We start from the raw sequence: 25,792 nt of genomic DNA, 5'->3' as shown, positions 1-25,792 counted from the left end.
ATGTCCGTGAACTTGGACATCCAGCATAACGCCGATCAGGTGCGCTGGCAGCCTGCCGGTTTGCCTTGGCCGACTACATTTTTCTGTTGGTCATAGAGCTTGGCCCACGGCCGGAAACCGATGTAGCCAGCCTGGAGCTGATAGCGCTGGCCGGCGTTGAAGTCCGTGAATTTCAGGCTCAACTGACAATCGCGCCACAGCGGCTCGGCATCCGGGCCGATGTTGGTCGCCTCCACTGGAAACTGGTAGCGCACCTTCAGTTCATGACTGCCGGGCTGAACTTCAAAGTAACGTTTGTCGACGGCGGCCTTCCTGTCGACTTCCAGCGCTTGCAGCGCCGTGTCCTGTTGCCGGGCGTCCAGATCGATCCAGGCTTGCGAGGGGTCAGGGGTGGGCATTCCGAATCCGGCACAACCGGCCAGCGTCAGCAGGCCTCCCGTCAGTATCAAGATGCGCATGGCGAAGCTCCAATGGGCGGGATAGTCTTGCGATCAGACTTTCCAGGGATGTTCTTATTGTGGTCAGGCCGTTTCCAAGCCTTGGGTTACTTGATCGCGTTTTGCGGGTTTTGTTTCCGGGTGTGTTGTTTTTGTTGCTCAACGGTTGTTCCAGCGTTGGCTATTACAGCCAGCTGGCCAGCGGTCAACTGCAATTGCTGCGGGCGCGAGAGCCGGTGGCCAAGGTGATCGCCGACCCGAGCCGGGACGCCACACTGCGCGCCCACCTGACCCAGTCGCAGAAGGCCCGGGATTTCGCCAGCCAACACCTGCACCTGCCCGACAACCAGAGCTATCGCCTGTATGCCGACATCCACCGGCCGTATGTGGTGTGGAATGTCTTCGCCACCCCGGAGTTTTCCCTGAGCCCGCAGAACCACTGCTTCCCGATTGCCGGCTGCGTGGCCTATCGCGGCTACTACAGCCAGAGCGCGGCGCGGGGCGAAGCGGCGATTCAGCGCCTGCAAGGCATGGATGTGTCGATTGGCGGTGTGGAAGCCTATTCGACCCTGGGCTGGTTCAATGACCCGATCCTCAATTCGATGATGGGCTGGGGCGATGAACGGTTGGCCACGCTGATCTTCCATGAGCTGGGCCATCAACGTTTCTATGTGAAGGACGACACCGAGTTCAACGAGTCCTACGCCACGTTTGTCGAGCAGGAAGGCACCCGGCAGTGGCGGGCGTTTCGTGGCTTGCCGCCAGAAAATGACGCTCAGCTCAAACGTCGTGACCAGTTCATTCAACTGATCCTCGATACCCGAGCCCGACTGGAGAAGCTGTACGCCCAACCGATTTCCGTCGAGCAGATGCGCGAACGCAAGACTGCCGAGTTCGAACGGTTTCGCCGGGACTATCGGGTGATGCGCGACAGCCAGTGGGCCGGGGATAAACGCTATGACGCCTGGGTCAAAGCACCGCTGAACAATGCGCGGCTGTTGCCGTTCGGGCTGTATGACCAGTGGGTGCCGGCGTTTGCGGCGTTGTTCAGACAGGTCGATGGGGATTGGGTCAGGTTTTACACAGAAGTCGAGAAGTTGGGTGGCTTGCCAGTCGTTGAGCGTAAGTCGGCTCTGAAAGTGCTGGCAGGCTCATAAACCTACTGCGGCTTTTTGGCCCCATCGCGAGCAGGCTCGCTCCCACAGGAAACCGAGTTCCGGTACTGAAACGCGGTCACTGTGGGAGCGAGCCTGCTCGCGATGGCTGATTCATCAGCGCTGCAAAAATGCCTGATGCAACTGATCCAAAGTCTCGAAGTGATAAGCCGGCGCCTCTGCATTCAACTCTTCAAAACTGCCAAACCCATAACCAACAGCCGCCGCATCCAGACCATTGCTGCGTGCGCCGATCAAATCGTGTTTGCGATCACCGATCATCAGCGTATTGGCCGGATCCAGCCCTTCCTCGGCGATCAAGTGAGCAATCAGTTCGACCTTGTTGGTGCGGGTGCCGTCCAATTCGCTGCCGTAGATCACCTTGAAATGTCGGGCGAAATCGAAGTGCCGGGCGATTTCCCGAGCAAATACCCAAGGTTTCGAAGTCGCGATGTACAACTGCCGCCCCTGGCCGCTCAAGGTTTCCAGCAACGGCGTGACGCCTTCGAACACCCGATTCTCGTAAAGGCCGGTGACCTTGAAGCGCTCGCGATAGAAATTCACCGCCTCCCACGCCTTCGCTTCATCAAAACCATAGAACTGCATGAACGCCTGCAACAGCGGCGGGCCGATGAAGTGTTCCAGTCTGGTCAGGTCCGGCTCATCGATGCCGAGTTTGGCCAGCGCGAACTGGATGGAACGGGTGATGCCTTCACGCGGGTCGGTGAGGGTGCCGTCGAGGTCGAACAGTACGGTCTGGTAATGCATGAAAAATCCCGGGCAATAGAGAGAAAAGTCAGAGCTGGTCGTAGCCTTCGGCCAGATGCAAGTCCTTGAGCTTCACGTAGTTCGCCGCGCTGTAGGTGAAAAAGGCGTTTTCCTTGTCGGTCAGCGGGTGAACCTGTTTCACCGGGCTGCCCACGTACAGGAAACCGCTTTCCAGGCGCTTGCCCGGTGGCACCAGACTGCCGGCACCGATGATCACGTCGTCCTCGACCACCGCGCCGTCCATGACGATGCTGCCCATGCCGATCAGTACGCGACTGCCGACGGTGCAGCCATGCAGCATGACCTTGTGGGCGATGGTCACGTCATCGCCGATCAGCAGCGGGAAGCCGTCCGGGTTGAACGGGCCGGCGTGGGTGATGTGCAACACGCAGCCATCCTGCACGCTGGTGCGGGCACCGATGCGGATGCGGTGCATGTCGCCACGGATCACGGTCAGCGGCCATACGGAGCTGTCTTCACCGATTTCGACGTCGCCGATCACCACCGCCGAGCCGTCGACAAAAGCGCCTTGGCCCAAGCGTGGGGTGTGATTCTGGTACTTGCGAAGGGACACGATTAGTTCTCTCTCTGTCGCCGATAGCTGCGGTGGGGGTCGATTGTAATTAAGATGGGCGCATGTTTCTTCCAGCCAAGGTGCCAACCGTGAGCGTGAACAACCCTCTTCTGCAGTCCTACGACCTGCCGCCGTTCTCCGCGATCCGTGCCGAACACGTGCAGCCGGCCATCGAAACCATCCTGGCCGACAACCGCGCCGCCATCGCCGACATCCTCAAGACCCAGGGCCAGAACCCGACGTGGGCCGGGCTGGTGCTGGCGATGGACGAACTCAATGATCGCCTGGGCGCTGCCTGGAGTCCGGTCAGCCACCTCAATGCCGTGTGCAACAGCGCCGAACTGCGTGAAGCCTACGAGTCGTGCCTGCCGGCATTGAGCGCCTATTCCACCGAAATGGGCCAGAACCGCGAGCTGTTCCAGGCCTATGAAGCCCTGGCCAACAGCCCGGAAGCTGCCGGTTTCGACGTGGCGCAGAAAACCATTCTGGAACACGCGTTGCGCGATTTCCGCCTCTCGGGCATCGACCTGCCGGAAGCCGAACAGAAACGCTACGCCGAAGTGCAGAGCAAGCTGTCCGAGCTGGGCAGCCGCTTCTCCAACCAGTTGCTCGACGCCACCCAGGCCTGGACCAAGCACCTGACCGACGAAGCCGCCCTTGCCGGCCTGACTGATTCGGCCAAGGCACAAATGGCTGCTGCCGCACAGGCCAAAGGCCTCGACGGCTGGCTGATCACCCTGGAATTCCCGAGCTACTACGCGGTGATGACCTACGCCCAGGACCGTGCGCTGCGCGAAGAAGTCTACGCCGCCTACTGCACCCGTGCGTCGGATCAAGGCCCGAATGCCGGCCAGAACGACAACGGCCCGGTGATGGACGAAATCCTCGACCTGCGTCAGGAGCTGGCCAAACTGCTCGGTTTCTCCAGCTTCTCCGAACTGAGCCTGGCGACCAAAATGGCTGAATCCAGCGATCAGGTGCTGAGCTTCCTGCGTGACCTGGCCAAGCGCAGCAAACCGTTTGCCGCCCAGGATCTGCAACAGCTCAAGGCTTACGCCGCCGAGCAGGGCTGCGCCGATCTGCAAAGCTGGGACAGCGGTTTCTACGGTGAAAAACTCCGTGAACAACGCTACAGCGTCGCCCAGGAAACCCTGCGCGCTTACTTCCCGATCGACAAAGTGCTGGGCGGGCTGTTCGCTATCGTTCAGCGCCTGTACGGCATCGAAATCACTGAACTGAAAGGCTTCGACACCTGGCATCCGGACGTGCGCCTGTTCGAGATCAAGGAAAACGGTCAGCACGTCGGCCGCTTCTTCTTCGACCTCTACGCCCGCGCCAACAAGCGTGGCGGTGCCTGGATGGACGGCGCCCGCGACCGTCGCCGCACCGTCGACGGCGTGCTGCAAAGTCCGGTAGCCAACCTTGTGTGCAACTTCACCCCGGCCGACAGCGGCAAGCCTGCGCTGCTGACCCACGATGAAGTGACCACCCTGTTCCACGAGTTCGGCCACGGCCTGCACCACCTGCTGACCCGCGTCGAGCATGCCGGCGTATCGGGCATCAACGGCGTGGCGTGGGACGCAGTCGAGCTGCCAAGCCAGTTCATGGAAAACTGGTGCTGGGAGCCGGAAGGCCTGGCACTGATTTCCGGTCATTACGAAACCGGCGAGCCACTGCCGCAGGATCTGCTGGAAAAAATGCTCGCAGCGAAGAACTTCCAGTCCGGCCTGATGATGGTGCGTCAGCTGGAATTCTCGCTGTTCGACTTCGAACTGCACGCCACCCACGGCGACGGCCGCAGCGTCGCGCAGGTGCTTGAAGGCGTGCGTGACGAGGTGTCGGTGATGCGTCCTCCGGCCTACAACCGCTTCCCGAACAGCTTTGCGCACATCTTCGCCGGCGGTTACGCGGCGGGTTACTACAGCTACAAGTGGGCGGAAGTGCTGTCGGCAGATGCCTTCTCCAAATTCGAAGAAGAAGGTGTGCTCAATGCTGACACCGGTCGCGCCTTCCGCGAAGCGATCCTCGCCCGTGGCGGCTCGCAGGAGCCGATGGTGCTGTTCGTCGACTTCCGTGGCCGTGAGCCGTCGATTGACGCACTCTTGCGCCACAGCGGCCTGAGTGAGGACGCGGCAGCATGAGTGAAGCACCCGTGAAGACCAAAAAACGCTTTATCGCCGGGGCGGTCTGCCCGGCGTGCAGCGAGCCGGACAAACTGATGATGTGGAGCGAGGACGACGTCCCGCACCGCGAATGCGTGGCGTGCGGCTACAGCGATACGCTGAATGCCCAAGGGCTGTCGGTGCCGAAAGAGCTGGGCACGCGGGTCAACACCAGCGCGCTCAAGCCTGCACCGGACAAGACGGTTCAGGCGGTGCAGTTCTTCCCGAACCCGAAGCTGAAGAAAAAACCTGACGAGCAACACTGATCCGTCACCACCTTCCACCGAGCTGCGGTGGAAGGTGGTATTGGGTTAACACCTGTCCCCTGCACTTGCTTCGTAGGCTGGCCGTTTCCGCCATGCCTCGAAGGAAGTTGCCATGCCCGACTCCAACCCCCTCCTGCAACACTGGATCCTGCCGCCCTGGCCGGCGATTCGCGCTGAACATCTGCTGCCGGCGATCAACACCCTCATCGACGACCAGCGACGAATCATTACGCAAGTGCTCGACACTCAGTTGGAAAATCCCGGTTGGGACGATCTGGTACTGAGCATCGACGAAGCCGATGCCCGCATCGGTGAATTCCGGTCGATTCTCGAAACACTGTCCACGGTCAGATCCGACGATGCCGACTGGCTCGTGGAAAGCGCCAAGGCTCATCTCGCGATCAACCACTATCGCTCTGAAAAAGCCCGAAATCGCCCGTTGTTCGAGGCTTACCAGCGCTTGGCGCAGAGCTCGGTCGCGGCCGGTTTCGATGAGTCACGCAAGACCGTGCTGGCGCGGGTACTGCGCAAATTCAGACAGTCCGGCATCGAGCTTCCCACTGCGCAGCAGCAGGAACTGGCCCGGTTGAAGCTTGAGATCGGCGGTCTGGAATTCAGTTTTCTGACCCACCTCGAACGCTGGACCGAGACCTGGAGCAAACGTGTCGACGACCCGACGTTGCTTGCAGGCCTGTCTCCGGCGATGAAGGAACGCCTGGCACTCAACGCCCGCCAGGCCGGCCATGACGGCTGGCTGATTCGCCTGGACCAGAACACCTGTCAGCACATCCTCAAATACGCCGAGAATCGTGCCCTGCGCGAGGAATGCTGTGTTGCCTACGCGACCCGCGCCTCCGATCAGGGGCCACTGGCCGGACGCTTCGACAACGGTCCGGTGCTGACAAAGCTGCTTGCCTTGCGCCAACAGAAAGCTCGCTTGCTTGGCCACGAAAACGCCGCGCAACTGAGTCTGGCAAAAAGCATGGCCGGAACGACGACCTGGGTCAGGGATTTTCTCCAGTGCCAGGTTGCGCAATTGATCCCCATCCTGGAGCAGGACGCAAAACAACTGGCCGCTTTCGCCCGCCAATGCGGAATCGACCGTATCCAGCCATGGGACGAAGACTTCCTCGCCGAGCAATGGCGTCAGCAACAGTTTCCCGGAGCGCTGGATAACCTGCGTGATTACTTCGCGTTCGATGGCACCCTGCTCCGACTCTGCCTGTTCTGCGAGCGCATGTTCGGGATCCGTATCGTCGAACAGATCGGCGCAAACCACTGGCATGACGATGTGCGACTGCTGGAAATCCGCGAGCATGAACAGGTCATCGGCTACATCTACCTCGACCCGTTTCATCGCGATAACGCTGCGGATTACGCTGGCACCTTCACGCTACGCAACCGTCGGATCAACGTCGAAGGCCGGCCGGCGCTCCCCATTGCCGTGCTCTACAGCAATTTCACACCGGCCACCGACGGCCATCCATGCCGACTGGAGCTCAATGAGCTACGGGTACTTTTTCATGAGTTCGGCCACTGCCTTCAACACGTATTGACGCGCTCGCCCCATCACACGCTGTCCGGCATTTTGCAACTGGGCCATGAGGCGGCGGAGTTTTCCGGACAACTGTTCGAACAGTGGTGCCAGTCGCAGGAGTTCGTGCTGTGGCTCGGTGCGCATTTCCAGACTGGCGAGCGCTTGAGCGCTGCACGGGTCGACGCGGCACTCTCGGCCAGTCAGGCCCACTCCAGTCGGCAACAGGCTTTGCTACTGATGGGAGCGATCATCGATTTCGAGCTGCACGCCACTCACGGCGACGGACGCTCTGTCGAAGAGGTTTGCGCCGACGTGCAGCGCACGATGGGTCTGCAACTGCCCGACAGTCACCGGTTCGCCAATGGTTTCGATTACATGGTGACCCAGTACGACGCTTCGGTTTACGCCTATGTCTGGTCAGGGGTGCTGGCTCAGGAGGCGTTCAAACGCTTCAGTCTTGACTGGGTGTTCAGGGCGCAGACCGGCCGGGCGTTCCGGGAAACGTTCTTTGCGCCCGGAGCCGGGCGCCCGTTGCTGGAAGCGGTGGAGGCGTTCATTGGCCGGCCGGTCGCTGAAGAGCTTTGCCCCGGCCGCCCCATCACCCGGCGGGTTATTTCAGATTGACGGTCTGGAACCAGCTCTTCATCGAGCAGGTAGCGAACGCACTGGTGCTGCAATCGCCATTGGCCAGCGCGGTGCGCAGCTTGTCGACATCAGCCTGCATCACGTAGCGCACCCCGTCCTTGAAGTGACCGCTTTCACCGAAACCGCCCTGGGTCATTTCGTTCAGGGCGTCTTCCTTGCTCCAGCCCTGCACCACGATGCGGTACATCGCCGCCATCAGGCCAGTACGGTCGGAGCCGTGCTTGCAATGCATCAACACCGGACCGTTGGCTTCGGCGGTCTGAATGGCACGCAAGGCCTTGAGGACATCGCTGTCATCGACGTGATTGGTGCGATACGGCAGTTGCACCTGATTGATGCCAGGGGCATTCAGCCAGCTCGAGTCCGCCTCCGGCAGGAAGTTGATGACCGTGGCCACTTTCAGTTTTTGCAGCAACGGCACGGCACCGGCGTCAGGCAGCGCACTGCGATAGAGCGTGGGCGACATCTGGAAGAAGTTGTATTTCACTTCGACCGGTTGCGCCCATTCCGGAGGGCGGGAAACCGGCGCATCTGCGGCATGGGCCGGGATCGAGCCGAGCAGGGCAAACAGCGAGAAACAGATCGCGGAGGAAAAACGCTTCAAGGACATGCTGTGCGGTAACCGTGTGGGATTCGTCAGTAGGGCCGCAGCTTGCGGGTTGTCCAGTCAAATCCCTGTGAGGCGATTGTCAAAGAAACGTGAAGCCAGGCACTTCCTTCGTCGAAAATTCGGGCTTTTTTCGGCCGAATCGATTCATCCGATTGGTTAGCCTGCTACCATTTGTCACATCATGTTGCAGGCGCGTCCCCCTTTTCCGGGTCATTTCCAGCCACGTCGCAACCAACCACTTCAAAGCCGTCCTCAGAAACGGCTGATAACCATCAATGCCTGATGAGGTGCATCCCCATGTCTGATCAAGATCGAGACAACCCGCGGCGTGAGTTTTTGCGCAAATCCCTGACCCTGATCCCGGTGGTCACCCTCGCCGGCACCGGCCTGGGCAGCAGCGTGCTGCAAGCCGCCCCGCAAAGCGCACCGGCTGCGGCGCCGGCAAAACCGGGCGTCACTGACGCGGGCGTCTATCAGCCGAGTTACTTCACCGCCGAAGAGTGGGCGTTCATCAATGCCGCCGTCGCGCAATTGATCCCCAACGATGCCCAGGGCCCTGGCGCTCTCGAGGCTGGTGTGCCGGAATACATCGACCGTCAGATGAACACGCCGTACGCCGCCGGTGCCCTTTGGTACATGCAGGGCCCGTTCAACGCCGATGCGGCGCCGGAGATGGGCTGGCAGAGCAAACTGGTGCCGAAAGAGATCTATCGCCTCGGCATCGCCGCCACGGATCAGTGGGCAAAATCCCTCAACGGTAAAACATTTGCCGAGCAAGACAGCGCTACCCGAGACGATCTGCTCAAGCAGCTTGAAGCCGGAAAACCGCAATTCGACAGCGTTCCGGCGAAGATTTTCTTCAATCTACTGCTGCAAAACACCAAGGAAGGGTTCTTCTGCGATCCGATCCATGGCGGCAATAAAGGCATGGTCGGCTGGACCATGATCGGCTTTCCCGGCGCCCGCGCCGATTTCATGGATTGGGTGGAACGCAACGAGCAATACCCCTTCCCGGCAGTTTCGATTCGCGGCGAGAGGGCGTGAGCATGGCAACGGTAATGAAGAAGGTCGACGCGGTGATCGTCGGTTTCGGCTGGACAGGCGCGATCATGGCCAAGGAGCTGACCGAGGCAGGCCTCAACGTGCTGGCGCTGGAGCGCGGGCCGATGCAGGACACCTACCCTGACGGCAACTATCCCCAGGTGATCGACGAACTCACCTACAGCGTGCGGAAAAAACTCTTCCAGGACATCTCCAAGGAAACCGTCACCATCCGCCACAGCGTCAACGACATCGCTCTGCCGAATCGCCAGTTGGGCGCGTTCCTGCCGGGCAATGGCGTGGGCGGTGCCGGCCTGCACTGGTCGGGGGTGCACTTTCGCGTAGACCCGATCGAGTTGCGCATGCGCAGCCACTATGAAGAGCGCTACGGCAAAAGCTTCATCCCCAAGGACATGACTATTCAGGACTTCGGCGTCAGTTATGAAGAGCTGGAACCGTTCTTCGATTTCGCCGAAAAAGTCTTCGGCACCTCCGGCCAGGCCTGGACAGTGAAAGGCCAACTGGTCGGTCAGGGCAAGGGCGGCAACCCGTACGCCCCGGATCGCTCGAACCCGTTCCCGCTGGAGGCGCAGAAGAACACGGTTTCCGCACAGCTGTTCGGCAAAGCGGCCACAGAAGTCGGTTACAAACCCTACAACCTGCCTTCCGCGAATACTTCGGGGCCGTACACCAACCCTTACGGCGCACAGATGGGCCCGTGCAACTTCTGCGGTTTTTGCAGCGGTTACGTTTGCTACATGTATTCCAAGGCCTCGCCGAACGTGAACATTCTGCCAGCGCTGAAACCGCTGCCGAATTTCGAACTGCGGCCCAACGCCCACGTGTTGCGGGTCAACCTCGACAGCACGAAAACCAAAGCCACCGGCGTTACCTACATCGACGGCCAGGGCCGCGAGATCGAGCAACCGGCGGATCTGGTGATCCTCGGCGCATTCCAGTTACACAACGTGCGCCTGATGCTGCTCTCCGGCATCGGCAAGCCGTACGACCCGGTCAGCGGCGAAGGTGTGGTCGGGCGTAACTTCGCCTACCAGAACATGGCGACCATCAAGGCGTTCTTCGACAAGGACACCCACACCAACAACTTCATTGGCGCCGGTGGCAACGGCGTGGCGCTGGACGATTTCAACGCCGACAACTTCGACCACGGCCCCCACGGGTTCGTCGGTGGCTCGCCGATGTGGGTCAACCAGGCTGGCAGCCGTCCGATTGCCGGCACCTCCAACCCGCCGGGCACGCCGGCCTGGGGCAGCGACTGGAAACGCGCCACCGCCGATTACTACACCCACCAGGTGTCGATGGACGCCCACGGCGCGCATCAGTCCTACCGTGGCAACTACCTCGATCTGGATCCGGTGTACCGCGACGCCTACGGCCTGCCGCTGCTGCGGATGACCTTCGACTGGCAGGAAAACGACATCAAGATGAACCGCTTCATGGTCGAGAAAATGGGCAAGGTCGCACAAGCCATGGGCCCGAAAGCCATTGCCGTGCTTGGCAAGAAAGTCGGCGAACACTTCAACACCGCGTCCTACCAGACCACCCACCTCAACGGTGGCGCGATCATGGGGACCGATCCGAAGACCAGCGCGCTGAATCGCTACTTGCAGAGCTGGGATGTGCACAACGTGTTCGTCCCGGGTGCCTCGGCATTCCCACAGGGCCTGGGCTACAACCCGACCGGCCTGGTTGCCGCACTGACCTACTGGTCGGCCAAAGCAATCCGCGAGCAATACCTGAAGAACCCCGGCCCGCTGGTTCAGGCTTAAGGAGCGATGACCATGAAGACTCTCGTTATCGCGACCCTGACGCTGCTCGGCAGTGCTTCCCTTTATGGCGCCGAAGTTGATCAATCCTTGATCAAACAAGGCGAATACCTCGCCCGTGCCGGTGACTGCGTGGCCTGCCACACCGCCAAGGACGGCAAGCCGTTCGCCGGCGGCCTGCCGATGGAAACCCCGATCGGCACGATCTACTCGACCAACATTACTCCGGATAAAACCGGCGTCGGTGACTATAGCTTCGAGGACTTCGACCAGGCCGTGCGTCATGGCGTGGCCAAAAACGGCAGCACCTTGTACCCGGCGATGCCGTACCCGTCCTACGCCCGTGTCAGCGAAACCGACATGCAGGCGCTCTACGCCTACTTCATGCACGGCGTGAAACCGGTGGCACAGGAAAACAAGGCCAGCGACATCCCGTGGCCGTTGAGCATGCGCTGGCCGCTGATGGGCTGGCGCTGGCTGTTCGCGCCGAAGGTCGAGGACTCCAAACCCGCGTCGGACGATGCCGTCGTCAGCCGTGGGGCCTATCTGGTGGAAGGCCTCGGACATTGCGGCGCCTGCCATACGCCCCGGGCCCTGACCATGCAGGAAAAATCCCTGAGCGCGGCCGAAGGCAGCAGCTTTCTGTCAGGCAGTGCGCCGCTGGAAGGCTGGATCGCCAAGAGCCTGCGCGGCGACCACAAGGACGGCCTCGGCAGCTGGAGCGAAGAGCAACTGGTGCAGTTCCTCAAGACCGGCCGTAGCGACCGCAGCGCGGTATTCGGCGGCATGAGCGACGTGGTCACCCACAGCATGCAGTACATGACCGACGCCGACCTGACCGCAATCGCCCGTTACCTGAAATCGCTGCCGGCCAACGATCCTGCCGACCAGCCGCATCAATACGATGAGAAAGCTGCCAAAGCCTTGTGGAACGGTGATGACAGTCAGCGCGGCGCGTCGGTGTACATCGACAACTGCGCGGCGTGCCACCGTACCGACGGCCATGGCTACACCCGGGTGTTCCCGGCGCTGGCGGGCAACCCGGTGTTGCAATCGGATGACCCGACCTCGCTGATTCACATCGTGCTCAAGGGCGGCACATTGCCTGCGACGCACACCGCGCCGTCGACCTTCACCATGCCTGGCTTCGCCTGGCGTCTGTCGGATCAGGAAGTGGCGGATGTGGTGAGCTTTATTCGTGGCAGTTGGGGCAACAAGGGCGCGCCAGTCAAGGCCGCTGACGTCGCCGAATTGCGCAAGGACGATATGAAGCAAACCTCGAACGATGACCTCGGCCAGGTGACACAGCACAACTGACTGTTCGCCCAACGGCACTAGTCAGATCGACAGCGCCTCGATACTGTACATACAAACAGTATCGAGGCGCTGCCATGTCTACCCCTCTTCCCCCGCGCGGTCGCGGCACCGCCACCAACCCGCACAACCGTTTCGCACCGAGTCGTTCGGTGGCCGAGGACGACGGCTGGTATCAGGAAGTGCCACTGACCCAGGGCACCGAAGTCAGCTTCGAGACGGCAAAGACCATCATCACCCGCAACACCTCGCCGGACTTGCCCTTCGACCGTTCGATCAATCCCTATCGCGGTTGCGAGCATGGCTGCATCTATTGCTACGCACGGCCGAGCCACGCCTATTGGGACATGTCGCCGGGGCTGGATTTCGAAACGAAGCTGATCGCCAAGACCAATGCCGCCCAAGTACTGGAGGAACAGCTTGGCAAGAAAGGCTATCAGTGCGCACCGATCAATCTGGGTTCCAACACCGACCCGTATCAACCGATCGAACGCGAACACAAAATCACCCGCCAGACCCTCGAAGTGCTGCTGCGCTATCGACACCCGGTGACCATCGTCACCAAGGGCTCGCTGATCCTGCGCGACCTCGATCTGCTCACCGAGCTGGCGCAGCAACGGCTGGTGGCGGTGATGATCAGCCTCACCACCCTGGACGATGAACTCAAACGCATCCTCGAACCCCGCGCCGCTGCGCCCAAGGCCCGGTTGCGGGCGATCCGGGTGATGCGCGAGGCGGGGATTCCGGTCGGCGTGCTGTGCTCGCCGATGATTCCGATGATCAACGACAGCGAAATCGAGAACCTGCTGACCGAAGCCCACGCTGCCGGTGCCCAGAGCGCCGCCTACATGATGCTGCGCCTGCCGCTGGAAGTGGCGCCGCTGTTCGAGGAATGGCTTGAGGCACACTACCCGCAGCGGGCCGCCCATGTGTTGAGCCTGATCCGCCAGAGCCGTGGCGGCGAACTGTACGACAGCCGTTTTGGCGCACGCATGCGCGGTGAAGGGCCATTCGCCGACCTGCTCGCCCAGCGCTTCGCCAAGGCCCTCAAACGCCTGGGGCTCAATCACCGCGAAGGTTTCAATCTCGATTGCACGGCCTTCTGTCCGCCGGGTCGTCAGATGGCGCTGATTTAGGAACAATTGGCCTGCGGTTGAGTGGAAGGAAATACTGGCCCGGTTCACGCCAGTCATCTTTTTTGTGACCTGTAACACACGTTCTAGAGCGCTTGATTCAGTTTGAGTTAAGTTTCGGCGGTTACCTTGTTCATCGAGTGACTGATGGGTCAGGACGGCCCGGATGTTTTAAACAGCCACTGGCTTCATACCGGAATACACGGGAATGACTCCCCGAATCCGCCAAAGAGGATGAATCATGAGTGACAAGGATAAACAGCCGTTGGCTGCGTCGGCGCAAGCCGTCCCCGGGGCGGATTCCGCCGATGCAGCACTGCGACATATCGTTGACGGCTTTTTGCATTTTCATCATGAGGTCTTCCCGCAGCAGGAAGAACTCTTCAAGAAACTCGCCACGGCCCAGTCGCCACGGGCGATGTTCATCACTTGCGCCGACTCGCGCATCGTGCCCGAACTGATCACCCAGAGCTCCCCCGGCGATCTGTTCGTGACCCGTAACGTCGGCAACGTCGTGCCGCCCTACGGCCAGATGAACGGTGGCGTATCCACCGCCATCGAATACGCGGTACTGGCCCTTGGCGTGCAGCACATCATCATTTGCGGTCACTCCGATTGCGGCGCCATGCGTGCGGTACTCAATCCGGACAGCCTGGAAAAAATGCCGACGGTCAAAGCCTGGCTGCGCCACGCCGAAGTCGCGAAAACCATGGTGCATGACAACTGCAACTGCACCGACGAAAAAGAAAGCATGCCGATCCTCACGGAGGAGAACGTCATCGCCCAACTGCAGCACTTGCGTACCCATCCTTCGGTAGCCTCGCGCATGGCGAACGGTCATCTGTTCATCCATGGCTGGGTCTACAACATCGAAACCAGCGAAATCAAAGCTTACGACGCGGATCAGGGACGCTTCCTGCCGCTGGACGGCAGCCATCCGATTCCGGTGGCGACGCCCAAAGCGCGCTTCTGAATCCTCCTAAACATCCGTGTGGTCTGACGCCGGTCGCAGTTCAAGCGACCCGGCTTCGCCACGCCTGAAGAAAACTTCGGGAGAGTCATCATGCGTGCGGCTCAATTGAAAGCTGTGTTGCCACGGGAGCTGCTCGCTTCGGTGGTTGTGTTTCTGGTCGCTCTGCCGCTGTGCATGGGCATTGCCATTGCTTCGGGGCTGCCACCGGCCAAAGGTCTGATCACCGGGATCATCGGCGGTCTGGTGGTGGGCTGGCTGGCGGGTTCGCCGTTACAGGTCAGCGGGCCGGCAGCGGGTCTGGCGGTGCTGGTGTTTGAGCTGGTGCGCCAGCACGGCATCGAAATGCTCGGGCCGATCCTGCTGCTCGCCGGTTTCCTGCAACTGGTGGCCGGGCGTCTTAAGCTCGGCTGCTGGTTTCGGGTCACGGCGCCAGCGGTGGTGTACGGCATGCTTGCCGGTATTGGTGTGTTGATCGTGCTCTCACAGGTGCATGTGATGCTCGATGCGTCACCGAAACCTTCAGGTCTCGACAACCTCACGGCATTCCCCGGCGCGGTGGCGCAGGCCTTGCCGTCCGTTGGCTGGCAGGCCGGGCTGCTCGGGCTGTCGACCATCGCGGTGATGTGGCTGTGGGAGAAATTCCGCCCGCATTCGCTGCGTTTCATTCCGGGCGCGCTGCTCGGTGTCGGGCTGGCGACAGGTGCCAGCCTTTTGCTGGCGCTGCAAGTGAAGCGGGTTGAAGTGCCGGCGAATCTGGCCGAAGCCATCGACTGGTTGAAACCGGCGGACCTGCTGAGCCTGGCCGACCCGACGCTGCTGATTGCCGCGTTCGCCGTGGCCTTCATCGCCAGTGCCGAAACCCTGCTGTCCGCCGCCGCAGTGGATCGCATGCACAGCGGCCCGCGTTCGGACTTCGACCGTGAGCTGTCGGCGCAAGGCGTCGGCAACATGCTGTGCGGTCTGGTCGGCGCACTGCCGATGACCGGGGTCATCGTGCGCAGTTCGGCCAACGTCCAGGCCGGCGCCACCACGCGCTACTCGACGATTTTCCATGGCCTGTGGCTGCTGGCGTTCGTGCTGTTGCTGTCGAGCGTGCTGCAGAGCATTCCGGTGGCGAGTCTGGCGGGCGTTCTGGTCTACACCGGTTTCAAACTGGTGGATCTGAAGGCGTTCCGTGGTCTGGGGCGTTATGGCCGGATGCCGATGTTCACCTACGCCGCCACGGCGCTGGCGATCATCTTCACCGACCTGTTGACCGGCGTGCTGATCGGTTTCGGCCTGACCCTGGTGAAGCTGGCGTTCAAGGCCTCGCGCCTGAAAATCAGCCTGATCGATCTGCCGCAGGACGGGGAAATGGAGTTGCGTCTGGTGGGCGCGGCAACGTTCCTCAAAGTGCCGGCATTGACTCAGGTGCTGGGCAGCATCCCGCCGGGCACGACGGTGCACGTGCCGCTCAATAACCTGAGCTACATCGACCATTCGTGTCTGGAACTGCTCGAAGAGTGGGGCCGGGCCAATGGGGCCAAGGGTTCAAAGCTGTTGATCGAGTCGCGTGGGTTGAAGCGACGGCTCGAGGGACGGATCCGCACCACCACCGGGATCGGTGCTGCTGGCTAAAAATCTGACTTGGACATACCCCCTGTGGGAGCGGGCTTGCTCGCGAAATCGGTGGATCAGTCGACATTAATTTTGACTGACACACCGCTTTCGCGAGCAAGCCCGCTCCCACATTTGAATTGCATGCAACTCCGGGTTATGCGGCCGGCTGATCCAGCTCCAGGCCCACGCCCAGACGGCGACTCATGCACGGCCAGCGTTTCCACGCCGCACCGGTGTCCGGGCTGCTGAGTTTCTCGCGGTAGGCTTCCACCGACTCCAGCGCAAAGCTGTCGTCGTCGAGCATGCTGTCCACCGCGTGATGCACCACTTCATCGAGTTGGTTGGCAAATTCCTCACCGAGCAACTGGTGAGCAATCAGATTGGCGACCGTCATGTCCAGGGGGATCAGTGGCTGGCCGAAATGCTTGATGTACAGGTCGTTGACCTCTTCGACAAAACGGTGCGCCAGATAGGCTTCGTCCAGCAGACTGTCCAGGCCGACCGGCGGCTGGAGAAAGTACTGTTCGGCGATTTTCAGCACCGGTGTGATCTGTGACTCGATTCCCGCTTCCCTGGCGACTTCATTGGCTGCATCCAGCAGATCTGGCACTTCATCGATGTAGGCGGCGACAAAACGCGTCAGCACGCCGTTGGCGTCGGTTTCCGGCAACCGAATGGCCGGGTGCAGGTGTTGCAGTTGGCTTTCGAGCTGACGGGTCAGCTTTCCGGTTTCGATCTCGTGTTGTCGGGCTATGTGGATCTGCTCGCGCAATGCGGCGGTGTTCATGAAAACTCCAGGAAACAAGGCAATGAAATAGGGAAGACATAACTTAGCTGGCTTACGAAAAATGCTAAGACGCATTTGTCATAATTATTTCATCCTTGATGCACCGGCGTTATATCGGTTTGCCACCACTCGTCTGCATCCTTCTCCATTCGTGCCCTGGAACGCAAGTGCCAGCTGTTTCATTCGATTTACGTCCGCACATTGCATTTTTCAGCCGCTGTCTATACTCGCCATTGAATGGAGTTAGCTGATGACGCCCGACTGCCCACGCAGCAAGGCCCGGCGATTCAAGTTCGTAGTCTGATGCAGCCGCTCCCTTGCCTCTGGTGAAAGCCGGCGGGATAACAAGAACGATAAGGGGAACCCGCAATGATGCGACATCCACACGTCTGGATGGGCCTCCTGTTGTGGTCGATTTTCAGCCCGGTGCAAGCTGCCTGGACTGTGAATATGGCGCCTGGAGCGACCGAAATCAGTCACGCAGTATTCGACCTGCACATGACCATTTTCTGGATCTGTGTGGTGATCGGGATCATCGTCTTCGGCGCCATGTTCTGGTCGATGATGGTGCACCGCCGTTCTACCGGGCAGGTCGCCGCAAAATTCCACGAAAGCACCACCGTCGAAATTCTCTGGACCGTCGTCCCGCTGCTGATTCTGGTGGCGATGGCCGTTCCGGCGACCGCGACCCTGATCAAGATGTACGACACCAGTGAGCCGGATATCGATATCCAGATCACCGGCTATCAGTGGAAGTGGCACTACAAATACCTGGGCCAGGACGTCGAGTTCTTCAGCAACCTGGCCACCCCCGCCGAGCAGATCCACAACAAGGAAGCCAAGGGCGAGCATTACCTGCTCGAGGTCGACAAGCCATTGGTGCTGCCGATCGGCGCCAAAGTGCGCTTCCTCGTCACGTCTGCCGACGTGATCCACTCCTGGTGGGTGCCCGCTTTTGCGGTCAAGCGCGATGCGATCCCGGGGTTCGTCAACGAAGCCTGGACCCGCATCGACAAGCCCGGCCTCTACCGTGGCCAGTGCGCCGAGCTGTGCGGCAAGGATCACGGCTTCATGCCGATCGTGGTCGACGTCAAGGAGAAGGCCGACTACGAAAAATGGCTGGCCGACCGCAAGGCCGAGGCTGCGCAGCTCAAAGAGCTGACCAGCAAAGAATGGACCCTCGACGAGCTCAAGGAACGTGGCGACAAGATCTACCACACCACCTGCGTCGCCTGTCACCAGGCCGAAGGCCAGGGCCTGCCGCCAATGTTCCCGGCACTCAAGGGCTCGAAAATCGCCACCGGCCCGAAAGAGGCGCACCTGAGTCTGGTGTTCCACGGCAAGCCGGGCACCGCCATGGCGGCGTTTGGCAAACAACTCTCGGAAGTCGATATCGCAGCGGTCGTGACCTACGAACGTAACGCCTGGGGCAACAACAAGGGCGACATGGTCACGCCAAAAGAAGTGCTGGAGCTGAAACAGGCGGAAAGCAAATGAGCCGGTCTATTGCGTACTTCGTGAACCGGTCGGGGCAAGGCGCCCCGGCCTGCCCAGTCCACTCACTTGAAGGAGACCGGCCATGAGCGCTGTCATCGATGACCACGGTCATGCCGACCACGCCCACGGCCCCGCCAAAGGCCTGATGCGCTGGGTGCTGACCACCAACCACAAGGACATCGGCACGCTGTACCTGTGGTTTGCGTTCTGCATGTTCCTGCTCGGCGGCTCGTTCGCCATGGTGATCCGTGCCGAGCTGTTCCAGCCCGGATTGCAGATCGTCGAGCCTGCGTTCTTCAACCAGATGACCACCATGCACGGCCTGGTAATGGTGTTCGGCGCGGTGATGCCGGCGTTCGTCGGCCTCGCCAACTGGATGATCCCGTTGATGGTCGGCGCGCCGGACATGGCCCTGCCACGGATGAACAACTTCAGCTTCTGGCTGCTGCCGGCGGCGTTCCTGCTGCTGGTCTCGACCCTGTTCACCCCCGGTGGCGGGCCGAACTTCGGCTGGACCTTCTACGCGCCGCTGTCCACCACCTATGCCCCGGAAAGCGTGACGTTCTTCATCTTCGCCATCCACCTGATGGGGATCAGCTCGATCATGGGCGCGATCAACGTGATCGCCACCATCCTCAACCTGCGCGCCCCCGGCATGACCCTGATGAAAATGCCGCTGTTCGTCTGGACCTGGCTGATCACCGCGTTCCTGCTGATCGCGGTGATGCCGGTGCTGGCCGGGTGCGTAACGATGATGCTGATGGACATCCACTTCGGCACCAGCTTCTTCAGCGCGGCCGGTGGCGGTGACCCGGTGCTGTTCCAGCATGTGTTCTGGTTCTTCGGCCACCCCGAGGTGTACATCATGATCCTGCCGGCCTTCGGCGCCGTCAGCCAGATCATCCCGACCTTCTCGCGCAAGCCGCTGTTCGGCTACACCTCGATGGTCTACGCGACGGCGAGCATCGCGTTCCTGTCCTTCATCGTGTGGGCGCACCACATGTTCGTGGTCGGCATCCCGCTGGTTGGCGAGCTGTTCTTCATGTACGCGACCATGCTGATCGCCGTGCCCACCGGGGTGAAAGTGTTCAACTGGGCCAGCACCATGTGGCAGGGCTCGATCACCTTCGAAACGCCGATGCTGTTTGCCGTGGCGTTTGTGATCCTGTTCTCCATCGGCGGTTTCTCCGGGCTGATGCTGGCCATCGCCCCGGCGGATTTCCAGTACCAGGACACCTACTTCGTGGTGGCGCACTTCCACTACGTGCTGGTGCCGGGGGCGATCTTCGGGATCTTCGCGTCGGCCTATTACTGGCTGCCGAAATGGACCGGCCACATGTACGACGAAACCCTGGGCAAGCTGCACTTCTGGCTGTCCTTCGTCGGCATGAACCTGACGTTCTTCCCGATGCACTTCGTGGGACTGGCGGGGATGCCACGACGGATTCCGGACTACAACCTGCAGTTCGCCGACTTCAACATGGTCTCGTCGATCGGCGCGTTCATGTTCGGTGCCACGCAGATCTTCTTCCTGTTCATCGTGATCAAGACCATCCGTGGCGGCGAGCCGGCTCCGGCCAAACCGTGGGATGGCGCCGAAGGTCTGGAGTGGAGCGTGCCGTCGCCGGCGCCGTATCACACCTTCACCACGCCACCGGAAGTGAAATGAACCCTGTAGCCGTTGAGGGCCGCCACCATGGCTGACTCGATTTCGATGAAGAAGCTGGTCACCCGATTGCTCGGTGTGGTGGTGGCGATGTTCGTCTTCGGTTTTGCCCTGGTGCCGATCTACGACGTGATGTGCAAGGCGTTCGGCATCAACGGCAAGACCGCCGGGCAGTACGAGGGCGAGCAGACCGTCGATGCCTCGCGGCAGGTGCGGGTGCAATTTCTGTCGACCAACACCGCCGACATGCCATGGGACTTCTATCCCAAGCATGACGAACTGACGGCCAACCCCGGCGCGGTGAACGAGATGATCTTCATCGCCCGCAATCCCACCGACAAACCGATGAGCGCGCAAGCGGTGCCAAGCATCGCGCCGAGCAATGCGGCGGCGTATTTCCACAAGACCGAATGCTTTTGCTTTACCCAGCAGGTGCTGCAGCCCGGTCAGCAGATCGAGATGCCGGTGCGTTTCATCGTTGACCGCGACATGCCCAAGGACGTGAAGCACCTGACGCTGTCCTACACGCTGTTCGATATCACCGCCCGACATCCTCCGGTGGCTGCAAACACTGGCGGTTAAGCGTGCCCGATAAGGAGAACAATAAATGGCAACTCATGAGCACTACTACGTCCCGGCCCAGAGCAAGTGGCCGATCATCGCGACCTTCGGCATGGTCATCACGGTCTACGGCCTGGCCACCTGGTTCAACGATCTGAAGGCAGCGCGCCCTGAATCCCACGGCCCGCTGATCTTTTTCGTTGGTGGCCTGTTGCTGGCGTACATGCTGTTCGGCTGGTTCGGCACGGTGATCAAGGAAAGCCGCGCGGGGTTGTACAGCCCGCAGCTGGACCGCTCGTTCCGCTGGGGCATGAGCTGGTTCATTTTCTCCGAGGTGATGTTTTTCATCGCCTTCTTCGGCGCACTGTTCTATGTGCGGCACATCTCCGGCCCGGCGCTGGGCGGCGAAGGCACCAAAGGCATCGCCCACATGCTCTGGCCGAACTTCCAGTTCACTTGGCCGCTATTGCACACGCCGGATCCGAAACTGTTCCCGCCGCCCAAGGAAGTCATCAGCCCCTGGGGCCTGCCGCTGGTCAACACCATCCTGCTGGTGAGCTCCAGCGTGACCATCACCATCGCTCACCACGCCCTGAAGAAAGGCCATCGCGGTGCGCTGAAACTGTGGCTGGCGATCACCGTGCTGCTGGGTTGCGGCTTCCTCGCCTTGCAGGCCGAGGAGTATATGCATGCCTATCACGAACTGGGCCTGACCCTCGGTTCGGGGATCTACGGCGCGACGTTCTTCATGCTCACCGGGTTTCACGGCGCCCACGTGACCATCGGCACGATCATCCTGTTCGTGATGCTGATGCGCATCATGAAGGGCCACTTCGACAACGAGCACCAGTTCGGCTTCGAAGCCGCGAGCTGGTACTGGCACTTCGTCGATGTGGTGTGGATCGGCTTGTTCATCTTCGTTTACGTGCTCTGAAGGACAAAGCTACCAGGGCGCATGCGACACCAGTTGGCCGCTGTAGAAACCCCAGGCAATCAAGCCGACGGTGCAAGCGGCCAATGCCACCCGAACACTCAAGGCGATGACCAGGCGATTTGAACTGCTGTCGTCCTTGACCAGGAAAAACAGGCCGCTGAACAGGCTGATCACCGTGGCAATCAGCATCAGGACGATCGCTGCTTTGAGCATGGGAAGACTCCGGGGGTACAGGCGATGCAATCAAGTATAGCGGTCGCGTTCACAGCTTTTGCGGCGCGGCCATGAAGCGCTTCCGGCCGGGCGTCGTACCGACGCTGGTGGTCGCCTTGCTGCTGCCGCTGCTGATTTCGCTGGGCTTCTGGCAACTGGGCCGGGGCGCGGAGAAAACCGCCCTGCTCGCCAGTTACGCCGAACGCCGCGCCGCCGAGCCGATGGCCAGCACCGAACTGCTGCACAGCGCCGATCCGGCCTTTCGCCGGGTGCATCTGCACGGTCAGTTCGATGCGGCGCACAGCCTGCTGCTGGACAACCGGCAGCGGGAGGGCAAGGTCGGCGTCGAATTGCTGCAACCGTTTCAGGATCAGCGCAGCGGCCAATGGCTGCTGGTCAATCGCGGCTGGCTGCCCTGGTCGGACCGGCGCATTACCCCGCAATTCAAGACACCGGCCGATGCCGTGAATGTCGATGCCTGGGTGTACATCGCCCCCGGCGCGACCTTCCAGCTGCACGCCGACCCGGTCAGCAGCACCTGGCCGCAAACCGTCACCGCCGTCGAACCGGCCAAATTGTGGAAAACCCTCGAGCGCGACGGCTTCGCCTATGAATTGCGCGCAGAACCGGGTCCCGCCAGCTATCAGGCCGACTGGCCCGTAGTTGCCATGGGCCCGGAAAAACACCTCGGTTACGCCGTGCAGTGGTTCGCCATGGCCACCGCCCTGTTCGGTCTCTACATCTACCTCGGATTGCACAACGCGAAGGAGAAACACCATGGGAGCGGCCATGAATCCACCCAGCATGTCTGAAGCCAAAGCCCCGGCCGGTCGCCGCCGCGGGCGCATTCAACTGCTGCTGATCGTGCTGGGCGTCGTCGGCCCGATGATCCTCGCCACCGGCATGTACAAGCTGCAGTTCTGGGTGCCGGACGGTCGCAGCTATCACGGCGAACTGATCGGCAACGGCCAGAGCCGTGCCGACCTCGGCGTGACGGCTGACGAAGAACGCTGGCAGATGTTGGTGACCGCGCCGAAAGACTGTGCGGTGGATTGCCAGCAACTGGTGTACCTGGCGCGGCAGATCCAGATCGGCCTCGGCCGCGATGCCGGGCGCGCCAGCCACGCCCTCGCCGCCGCACAGCCGTTGAGCGCCGACTACGAAGCCAAGCTGACCCGTGAATATCCGCAGCTGCAACGTTATCCGCTGGATTCCGCCGCGTTCAGCAAGGCGACCGGCGACAAGGCCACGCCGCAACTGTGGATCATCGATCCCCACGGCAACCTCGTGCTGCGCTACGACCCGAGTGTCAAGGGCAAGGATCTGCTCAACGACCTGCGCCACCTGCTGAAACTGTCGAACATCGGATAAGGGCATCGTCATGGCCAAACCTGGATTTCGCCTCGCGCTGTTTGCCACCCTGCTGGCACTGATCGTGGTGCTGCTCGGCGCCTACACCCGCCTGACCCACGCCGGCCTCGGCTGCCCGGACTGGCCGGGCTGCTACGGGTTTATCAGCGTGCCGAAAAGCGAAGCCCAACTGGCCCATGCCGAACTGCATTACCCCGAATCGCCAGTGGAAGCGCACAAAGGCTGGAACGAGATGATCCACCGCTACTTCGCCGGCACCCTGGGCCTGCTGATTTCGATTCTGGCCGGGCGGGCGTGGGTCAATCGGCGGCATCCGGGGCAGCCGCTGAAACTGCCGCTGTTTCTGCTGGCGGTGGTGTTCGCTCAGGCGGCGTTCGGCATGTGGACGGTGACGCTCAAGCTCTGGCCGCAAGTGGTGACCGGGCATTTGCTCGGTGGTTTCGCGACCTTGAGTCTGCTGTTTCTGCTGACGTTGAGATTGTCCGGCGTGCTGCCGGCGCTGACGGTGCCCAAGCGTCTGCAATATTGGGCGACTGCCGGCCTGTTGCTGGTGATCGGCCAGATTGCGCTGGGTGGCTGGGTCAGTTCCAACTATGCGGCGGTGGCCTGCATCGACTTCCCGACCTGCCACGGTCAATGGTTGCCGCCGGCGGATTTCGCCAATGGCTTTCACCTGACCCAACATATCGGCCCCAATTACCTCGGCGGACAACTCGACAGCGATGCGCGCACGGCGATTCACCTGACCCACCGCATCGGCGCATTGCTGGTGACGGTCGTCCTGCTCGGTCTGGCCTGGCAACTGAAAGTGGTGGGCATGACCCGACTGGCCGGGCTGGTGCTGATCGCCCTCGCCGCGCAGATCACCCTCGGCATCAGCAACGTGCTGTTTCATCTGCCGCTGCCGGTGGCCGTGGCGCACAACGCCGGTGGCGCGGCGCTGCTGCTGACCATGGTGCTGGTCAACTATCACGCGCGAACCAGTCTGGTTCGGGTCAAGCAGCCGATGCTTGTGCGCTGGCGTCTGAGCCCGCGTAAACAGTCGGCCGCGCCCATCACGATAAAAGGAGAGACGCCATGGCGGTTCTGATCGGCGAACGTCACGGACAGGCGATCTGGCGTGATTACCTGGAGCTGACCAAACCGAAAGTCGTGGTGCTGATGCTCATCACCTCGCTGGTCGGCATGTTCCTCGCGACCCGCGCCGGGGTGCCGTGGACGGTGCTGGTGTTCGGCAACCTGGGGATCGCGCTGTGTGCCGGCGGCGCGGCGGCGGTCAATCACGTGGTGGACCGGCGCATCGACGCGGTCATGGCTCGTACCCACAAACGGCCGCTGGCCGAGGGTCGGGTCTCGCCTGCCGCTGCACTGACGTTTGCACTGGTGCTGGCGCTGCTCGGCCAGGCGTTGTTGCTGACCTTCACCAATCCGCTGACCGCGTGGCTGACCCTGGCCTCGCTGCTCGGCTACGCGGTGATCTACACCGGTTTCCTCAAACGCGCTACGCCGCAGAACATCGTCATCGGCGGCCTCGCCGGCGCCGCCCCGCCGCTGCTCGGCTGGACCGCTGCCACCGGTCACGTCAGCGCCGAACCGTTGCTGCTGGTGCTGATCATCTTCGCCTGGACCCCGCCGCACTTCTGGGCGCTGGCGATCCATCGCAAGGAGGAATACGCCAAGGCCGACATTCCGATGCTGCCGGTCACCCACGGCGAGCACTACACCAAGGTGCACATTCTGCTGTACACCTTCGCCCTGCTGGCGGTCAGCCTGCTGCCGTATGTGATCCACATGAGCGGCCTGCTGTACCTGATCTGCGCGCTCGGGCTGGGCGCAAGGTTTCTGCAATGGGCCGTGGTGCTGTACCGTGGCACCCGGCCGCACGCGGCGATCAACACCTTCAAGTACTCTATCTGGTACTTGTTTCTGCTGTTCATCGCCCTGCTCGTAGACCACTACTTACTGTTGAACCTATGACTCGAACCCAGAAAACCGTCTTCATCCTCGTGGCCGTGATCGCGCTGATCCTCGGCCTGACCGTCAACAAAGTGCTGAGCGGCAAGGGCCAGGGCGACCCGACGGCGCTGATCGACGCCGGCATCATCCTGCTGCCGCAAAGCCGCAACCTGCCGGACGTGACGATGACCAATCAGGACGGCCAACCGGTCACGGTCAACGAGCTCAAGGGCAAGTGGAGCCTGCTGTTCTTCGGCTACACCTTCTGCCCGGACATCTGCCCGACCACCCTCGCCCAACTGCGCCAGATCAAGAGCGAGCTGCCGAAGGATGCTGTGGACAAGTTGCAGATCGTGCTGGTCAGCGTCGACCCGAACCGCGACAACCCTGCGCAGTTGAAGCAGTACCTGGGCTACTTCGATCCACAGTTCATCGGCCTGACGCCGAAATCGATCGAGGAGCTGCAGAAGGTGGCGAACGCAGTGAGCATTCCGTTCATTCCGGCGGACACCAGCAAGCCGAATTACACGGTGGATCACAGTGGGAACCTGGCGGTGATCGGGCCTGATGGTACACAGCGTGGGTTTATTCGGGCGCCGTTGAATAATGCCAAGCTGGTGGCGCAGTTGCCGGTGATGCTGAACCGCAAGTAAGAACAGCACTGTTCCAATGTGGGAGCGGGCTTGCTCGCGAATGCGGTGTGTCAGTCGACCTATGTTTATCTGACCCACCGCTTTCGCGGGCAAGCCCGCTCCCACAGGGGATGTGTTTTGGGGACAAAAAAGGGGACGCCAGTGGCGTCCCCTT

Annotated in this window: 25 protein-coding genes; 19 read left to right on the top strand and 6 right to left on the bottom strand. The window is 61.3% G+C overall.

Features of this window, described 5'->3' with window-relative positions:
• Positions 1-35: 35 nt before the first annotated feature.
• The gene (locus ACSPX5_RS24285; RefSeq protein WP_207867308.1) at positions 36-458 is read right to left on the bottom strand and encodes a PA0061/PA0062 family lipoprotein; all 423 of its coding nucleotides are present in this window, start codon (positions 456-458) and stop codon (positions 36-38) included.
• A gap of 59 nt (positions 459-517) precedes the next feature.
• Here ACSPX5_RS24285 and ACSPX5_RS24280 point away from each other — a divergent pair, with 59 nt between their 5' ends.
• Positions 518-1,594 (top strand): aminopeptidase, encoded by a 1,077-nt coding sequence (locus ACSPX5_RS24280; protein ID WP_323159603.1) that lies wholly within the window; start codon positions 518-520, stop codon positions 1,592-1,594.
• Between the two features lie 114 nt (positions 1,595-1,708).
• Here the strand turns inward: ACSPX5_RS24280 and ACSPX5_RS24275 are convergent, their stop codons facing one another.
• A complete protein-coding gene (locus ACSPX5_RS24275; protein ID WP_207867312.1) occupies positions 1,709-2,359 on the bottom strand; it encodes an HAD family hydrolase in 651 nt (216 codons plus the stop codon).
• A 28-nt stretch (positions 2,360-2,387) separates the two neighbouring features.
• Positions 2,388-2,933: a gamma carbonic anhydrase family protein gene (locus ACSPX5_RS24270; RefSeq protein WP_439820398.1), complete on the bottom strand. Its 546-nt coding sequence runs from the start codon at positions 2,931-2,933 to the stop codon at positions 2,388-2,390.
• A gap of 89 nt (positions 2,934-3,022) precedes the next feature.
• On the opposite strand from ACSPX5_RS24270, the gene prlC reads away from it, so the two are divergent.
• The 3 genes from prlC (at position 3,023) to ACSPX5_RS24255 (ending at position 7,522) form a co-directional block, all read left to right on the top strand.
• Positions 3,023-5,074 carry an oligopeptidase A gene (prlC, locus tag ACSPX5_RS24265; RefSeq protein ID WP_439820397.1) on the top strand — a complete coding sequence of 684 codons (2,052 nt, stop codon included), beginning with the start codon at positions 3,023-3,025 and terminating at the stop codon, positions 5,072-5,074.
• On the top strand, positions 5,071-5,361 hold the full coding sequence (locus ACSPX5_RS24260) for a YheV family putative zinc ribbon protein (RefSeq protein WP_007953955.1): 291 nt from the start codon (positions 5,071-5,073) through the stop codon (positions 5,359-5,361). Before prlC ends, ACSPX5_RS24260 begins: the two co-directional genes overlap by 4 nt.
• Before the next feature lie 112 nt (positions 5,362-5,473).
• Complete coding sequence (locus tag ACSPX5_RS24255) at positions 5,474-7,522, top strand: M3 family metallopeptidase (RefSeq protein WP_439820396.1); 2,049 nt, start codon at positions 5,474-5,476, stop codon at positions 7,520-7,522.
• Here the strand turns inward: ACSPX5_RS24255 and ACSPX5_RS24250 are convergent.
• On the bottom strand, positions 7,509-8,153 hold the full coding sequence (locus tag ACSPX5_RS24250) for a dual specificity protein phosphatase family protein (protein WP_169428275.1): 645 nt from the start codon (positions 8,151-8,153) through the stop codon (positions 7,509-7,511). The genes ACSPX5_RS24255 and ACSPX5_RS24250 overlap by 14 nt on opposite strands.
• Positions 8,154-8,450: 297 nt before the next feature.
• Between ACSPX5_RS24250 and ACSPX5_RS24245 the strand changes: the two genes are divergently transcribed.
• The 6 genes from ACSPX5_RS24245 (at position 8,451) to ACSPX5_RS24220 (ending at position 16,018) form a co-directional block, all read left to right on the top strand.
• Positions 8,451-9,197: a gluconate 2-dehydrogenase subunit 3 family protein gene (locus tag ACSPX5_RS24245; RefSeq protein WP_169428274.1), complete on the top strand. Its 747-nt coding sequence runs from the start codon at positions 8,451-8,453 to the stop codon at positions 9,195-9,197.
• 2 nt (positions 9,198-9,199) lie between these two features.
• Complete coding sequence (locus ACSPX5_RS24240) at positions 9,200-10,984, top strand: GMC family oxidoreductase (protein WP_096822445.1); 1,785 nt, start codon at positions 9,200-9,202, stop codon at positions 10,982-10,984.
• Positions 10,985-10,996: 12 nt separating this feature from the next.
• Positions 10,997-12,298, top strand: a complete 1,302-nt coding sequence (locus ACSPX5_RS24235) for a c-type cytochrome (protein WP_439820395.1) — start codon at positions 10,997-10,999, stop codon at positions 12,296-12,298.
• Between the two features lie 74 nt (positions 12,299-12,372).
• Positions 12,373-13,431, top strand: a complete 1,059-nt coding sequence (locus ACSPX5_RS24230; protein ID WP_169428272.1) for a PA0069 family radical SAM protein — start codon at positions 12,373-12,375, stop codon at positions 13,429-13,431.
• Between the two features lie 238 nt (positions 13,432-13,669).
• Positions 13,670-14,401 carry a carbonic anhydrase gene (locus tag ACSPX5_RS24225; RefSeq protein ID WP_323159612.1) on the top strand — a complete coding sequence of 244 codons (732 nt, stop codon included), beginning with the start codon at positions 13,670-13,672 and terminating at the stop codon, positions 14,399-14,401.
• A gap of 90 nt (positions 14,402-14,491) precedes the next feature.
• Positions 14,492-16,018 (top strand): SulP family inorganic anion transporter, encoded by a 1,527-nt coding sequence (locus tag ACSPX5_RS24220; protein WP_439820394.1) that lies wholly within the window; start codon positions 14,492-14,494, stop codon positions 16,016-16,018.
• 136 nt (positions 16,019-16,154) lie between these two features.
• Here ACSPX5_RS24220 and ACSPX5_RS24215 read toward each other — a convergent pair whose 3' ends face one another.
• Entirely contained in the window at positions 16,155-16,787 is a 633-nt protein-coding gene (locus ACSPX5_RS24215; protein WP_169428269.1) for a hypothetical protein, read from the bottom strand.
• 369 nt (positions 16,788-17,156) lie between these two features.
• Between ACSPX5_RS24215 and coxB the strand changes: the two genes are divergently transcribed.
• From coxB to ACSPX5_RS24195, 4 genes are all read left to right on the top strand, one after another.
• Positions 17,157-18,284 (top strand): cytochrome c oxidase subunit II, encoded by a 1,128-nt coding sequence (gene coxB, locus ACSPX5_RS24210; protein ID WP_169428268.1) that lies wholly within the window; start codon positions 17,157-17,159, stop codon positions 18,282-18,284.
• Between the two features lie 82 nt (positions 18,285-18,366).
• On the top strand, positions 18,367-19,953 hold the full coding sequence (ctaD, locus tag ACSPX5_RS24205) for a cytochrome c oxidase subunit I (RefSeq protein WP_169428267.1): 1,587 nt from the start codon (positions 18,367-18,369) through the stop codon (positions 19,951-19,953).
• A 27-nt stretch (positions 19,954-19,980) separates the two neighbouring features.
• Complete coding sequence (locus ACSPX5_RS24200; RefSeq protein ID WP_011331799.1) at positions 19,981-20,532, top strand: cytochrome c oxidase assembly protein; 552 nt, start codon at positions 19,981-19,983, stop codon at positions 20,530-20,532.
• Between the two features lie 25 nt (positions 20,533-20,557).
• Positions 20,558-21,445, top strand: a complete 888-nt coding sequence (locus tag ACSPX5_RS24195) for a cytochrome c oxidase subunit 3 (RefSeq protein ID WP_169428266.1) — start codon at positions 20,558-20,560, stop codon at positions 21,443-21,445.
• A gap of 9 nt (positions 21,446-21,454) precedes the next feature.
• On the opposite strand, the gene ACSPX5_RS24190 is transcribed toward ACSPX5_RS24195, so the two are convergent.
• A complete protein-coding gene (locus ACSPX5_RS24190; RefSeq protein ID WP_065260656.1) occupies positions 21,455-21,658 on the bottom strand; it encodes a twin transmembrane helix small protein in 204 nt (67 codons plus the stop codon).
• 71 nt (positions 21,659-21,729) lie between these two features.
• Here ACSPX5_RS24190 and ACSPX5_RS24185 point away from each other — a divergent pair, with 71 nt between their 5' ends.
• The 5 genes from ACSPX5_RS24185 to ACSPX5_RS24165 are packed head-to-tail and all read left to right on the top strand — an operon-like array spanning position 21,730 to position 25,638.
• The gene (locus ACSPX5_RS24185) at positions 21,730-22,470 is read left to right on the top strand and encodes an SURF1 family protein (RefSeq protein WP_439820393.1); all 741 of its coding nucleotides are present in this window, start codon (positions 21,730-21,732) and stop codon (positions 22,468-22,470) included.
• On the top strand, positions 22,436-23,029 hold the full coding sequence (locus ACSPX5_RS24180; RefSeq protein ID WP_169428264.1) for a hypothetical protein: 594 nt from the start codon (positions 22,436-22,438) through the stop codon (positions 23,027-23,029). Before ACSPX5_RS24185 ends, ACSPX5_RS24180 begins: the two co-directional genes overlap by 35 nt.
• A 10-nt stretch (positions 23,030-23,039) precedes the next feature.
• Positions 23,040-24,119 carry a COX15/CtaA family protein gene (locus ACSPX5_RS24175; RefSeq protein WP_439820392.1) on the top strand — a complete coding sequence of 360 codons (1,080 nt, stop codon included), beginning with the start codon at positions 23,040-23,042 and terminating at the stop codon, positions 24,117-24,119.
• Entirely contained in the window at positions 24,107-25,006 is a 900-nt protein-coding gene (cyoE, locus tag ACSPX5_RS24170) for a heme o synthase (RefSeq protein ID WP_169428262.1), read from the top strand. Before ACSPX5_RS24175 ends, cyoE begins: the two co-directional genes overlap by 13 nt.
• The gene (locus tag ACSPX5_RS24165) at positions 25,003-25,638 is read left to right on the top strand and encodes an SCO family protein (protein WP_085733848.1); all 636 of its coding nucleotides are present in this window, start codon (positions 25,003-25,005) and stop codon (positions 25,636-25,638) included. Before cyoE ends, ACSPX5_RS24165 begins: the two co-directional genes overlap by 4 nt.
• Positions 25,639-25,792 lie beyond the last annotated feature (154 nt).

Source organism: Pseudomonas sp. HLG18 (genome assembly GCF_051903985.1).
Classification (GTDB): Bacteria; Pseudomonadota; Gammaproteobacteria; order Pseudomonadales; family Pseudomonadaceae; genus Aquipseudomonas; species Aquipseudomonas fluorescens_BT.
The sequence above is the reverse complement of the archived record's forward strand: the minus strand, read 5'-3'. Positions and strand labels throughout refer to the sequence as shown.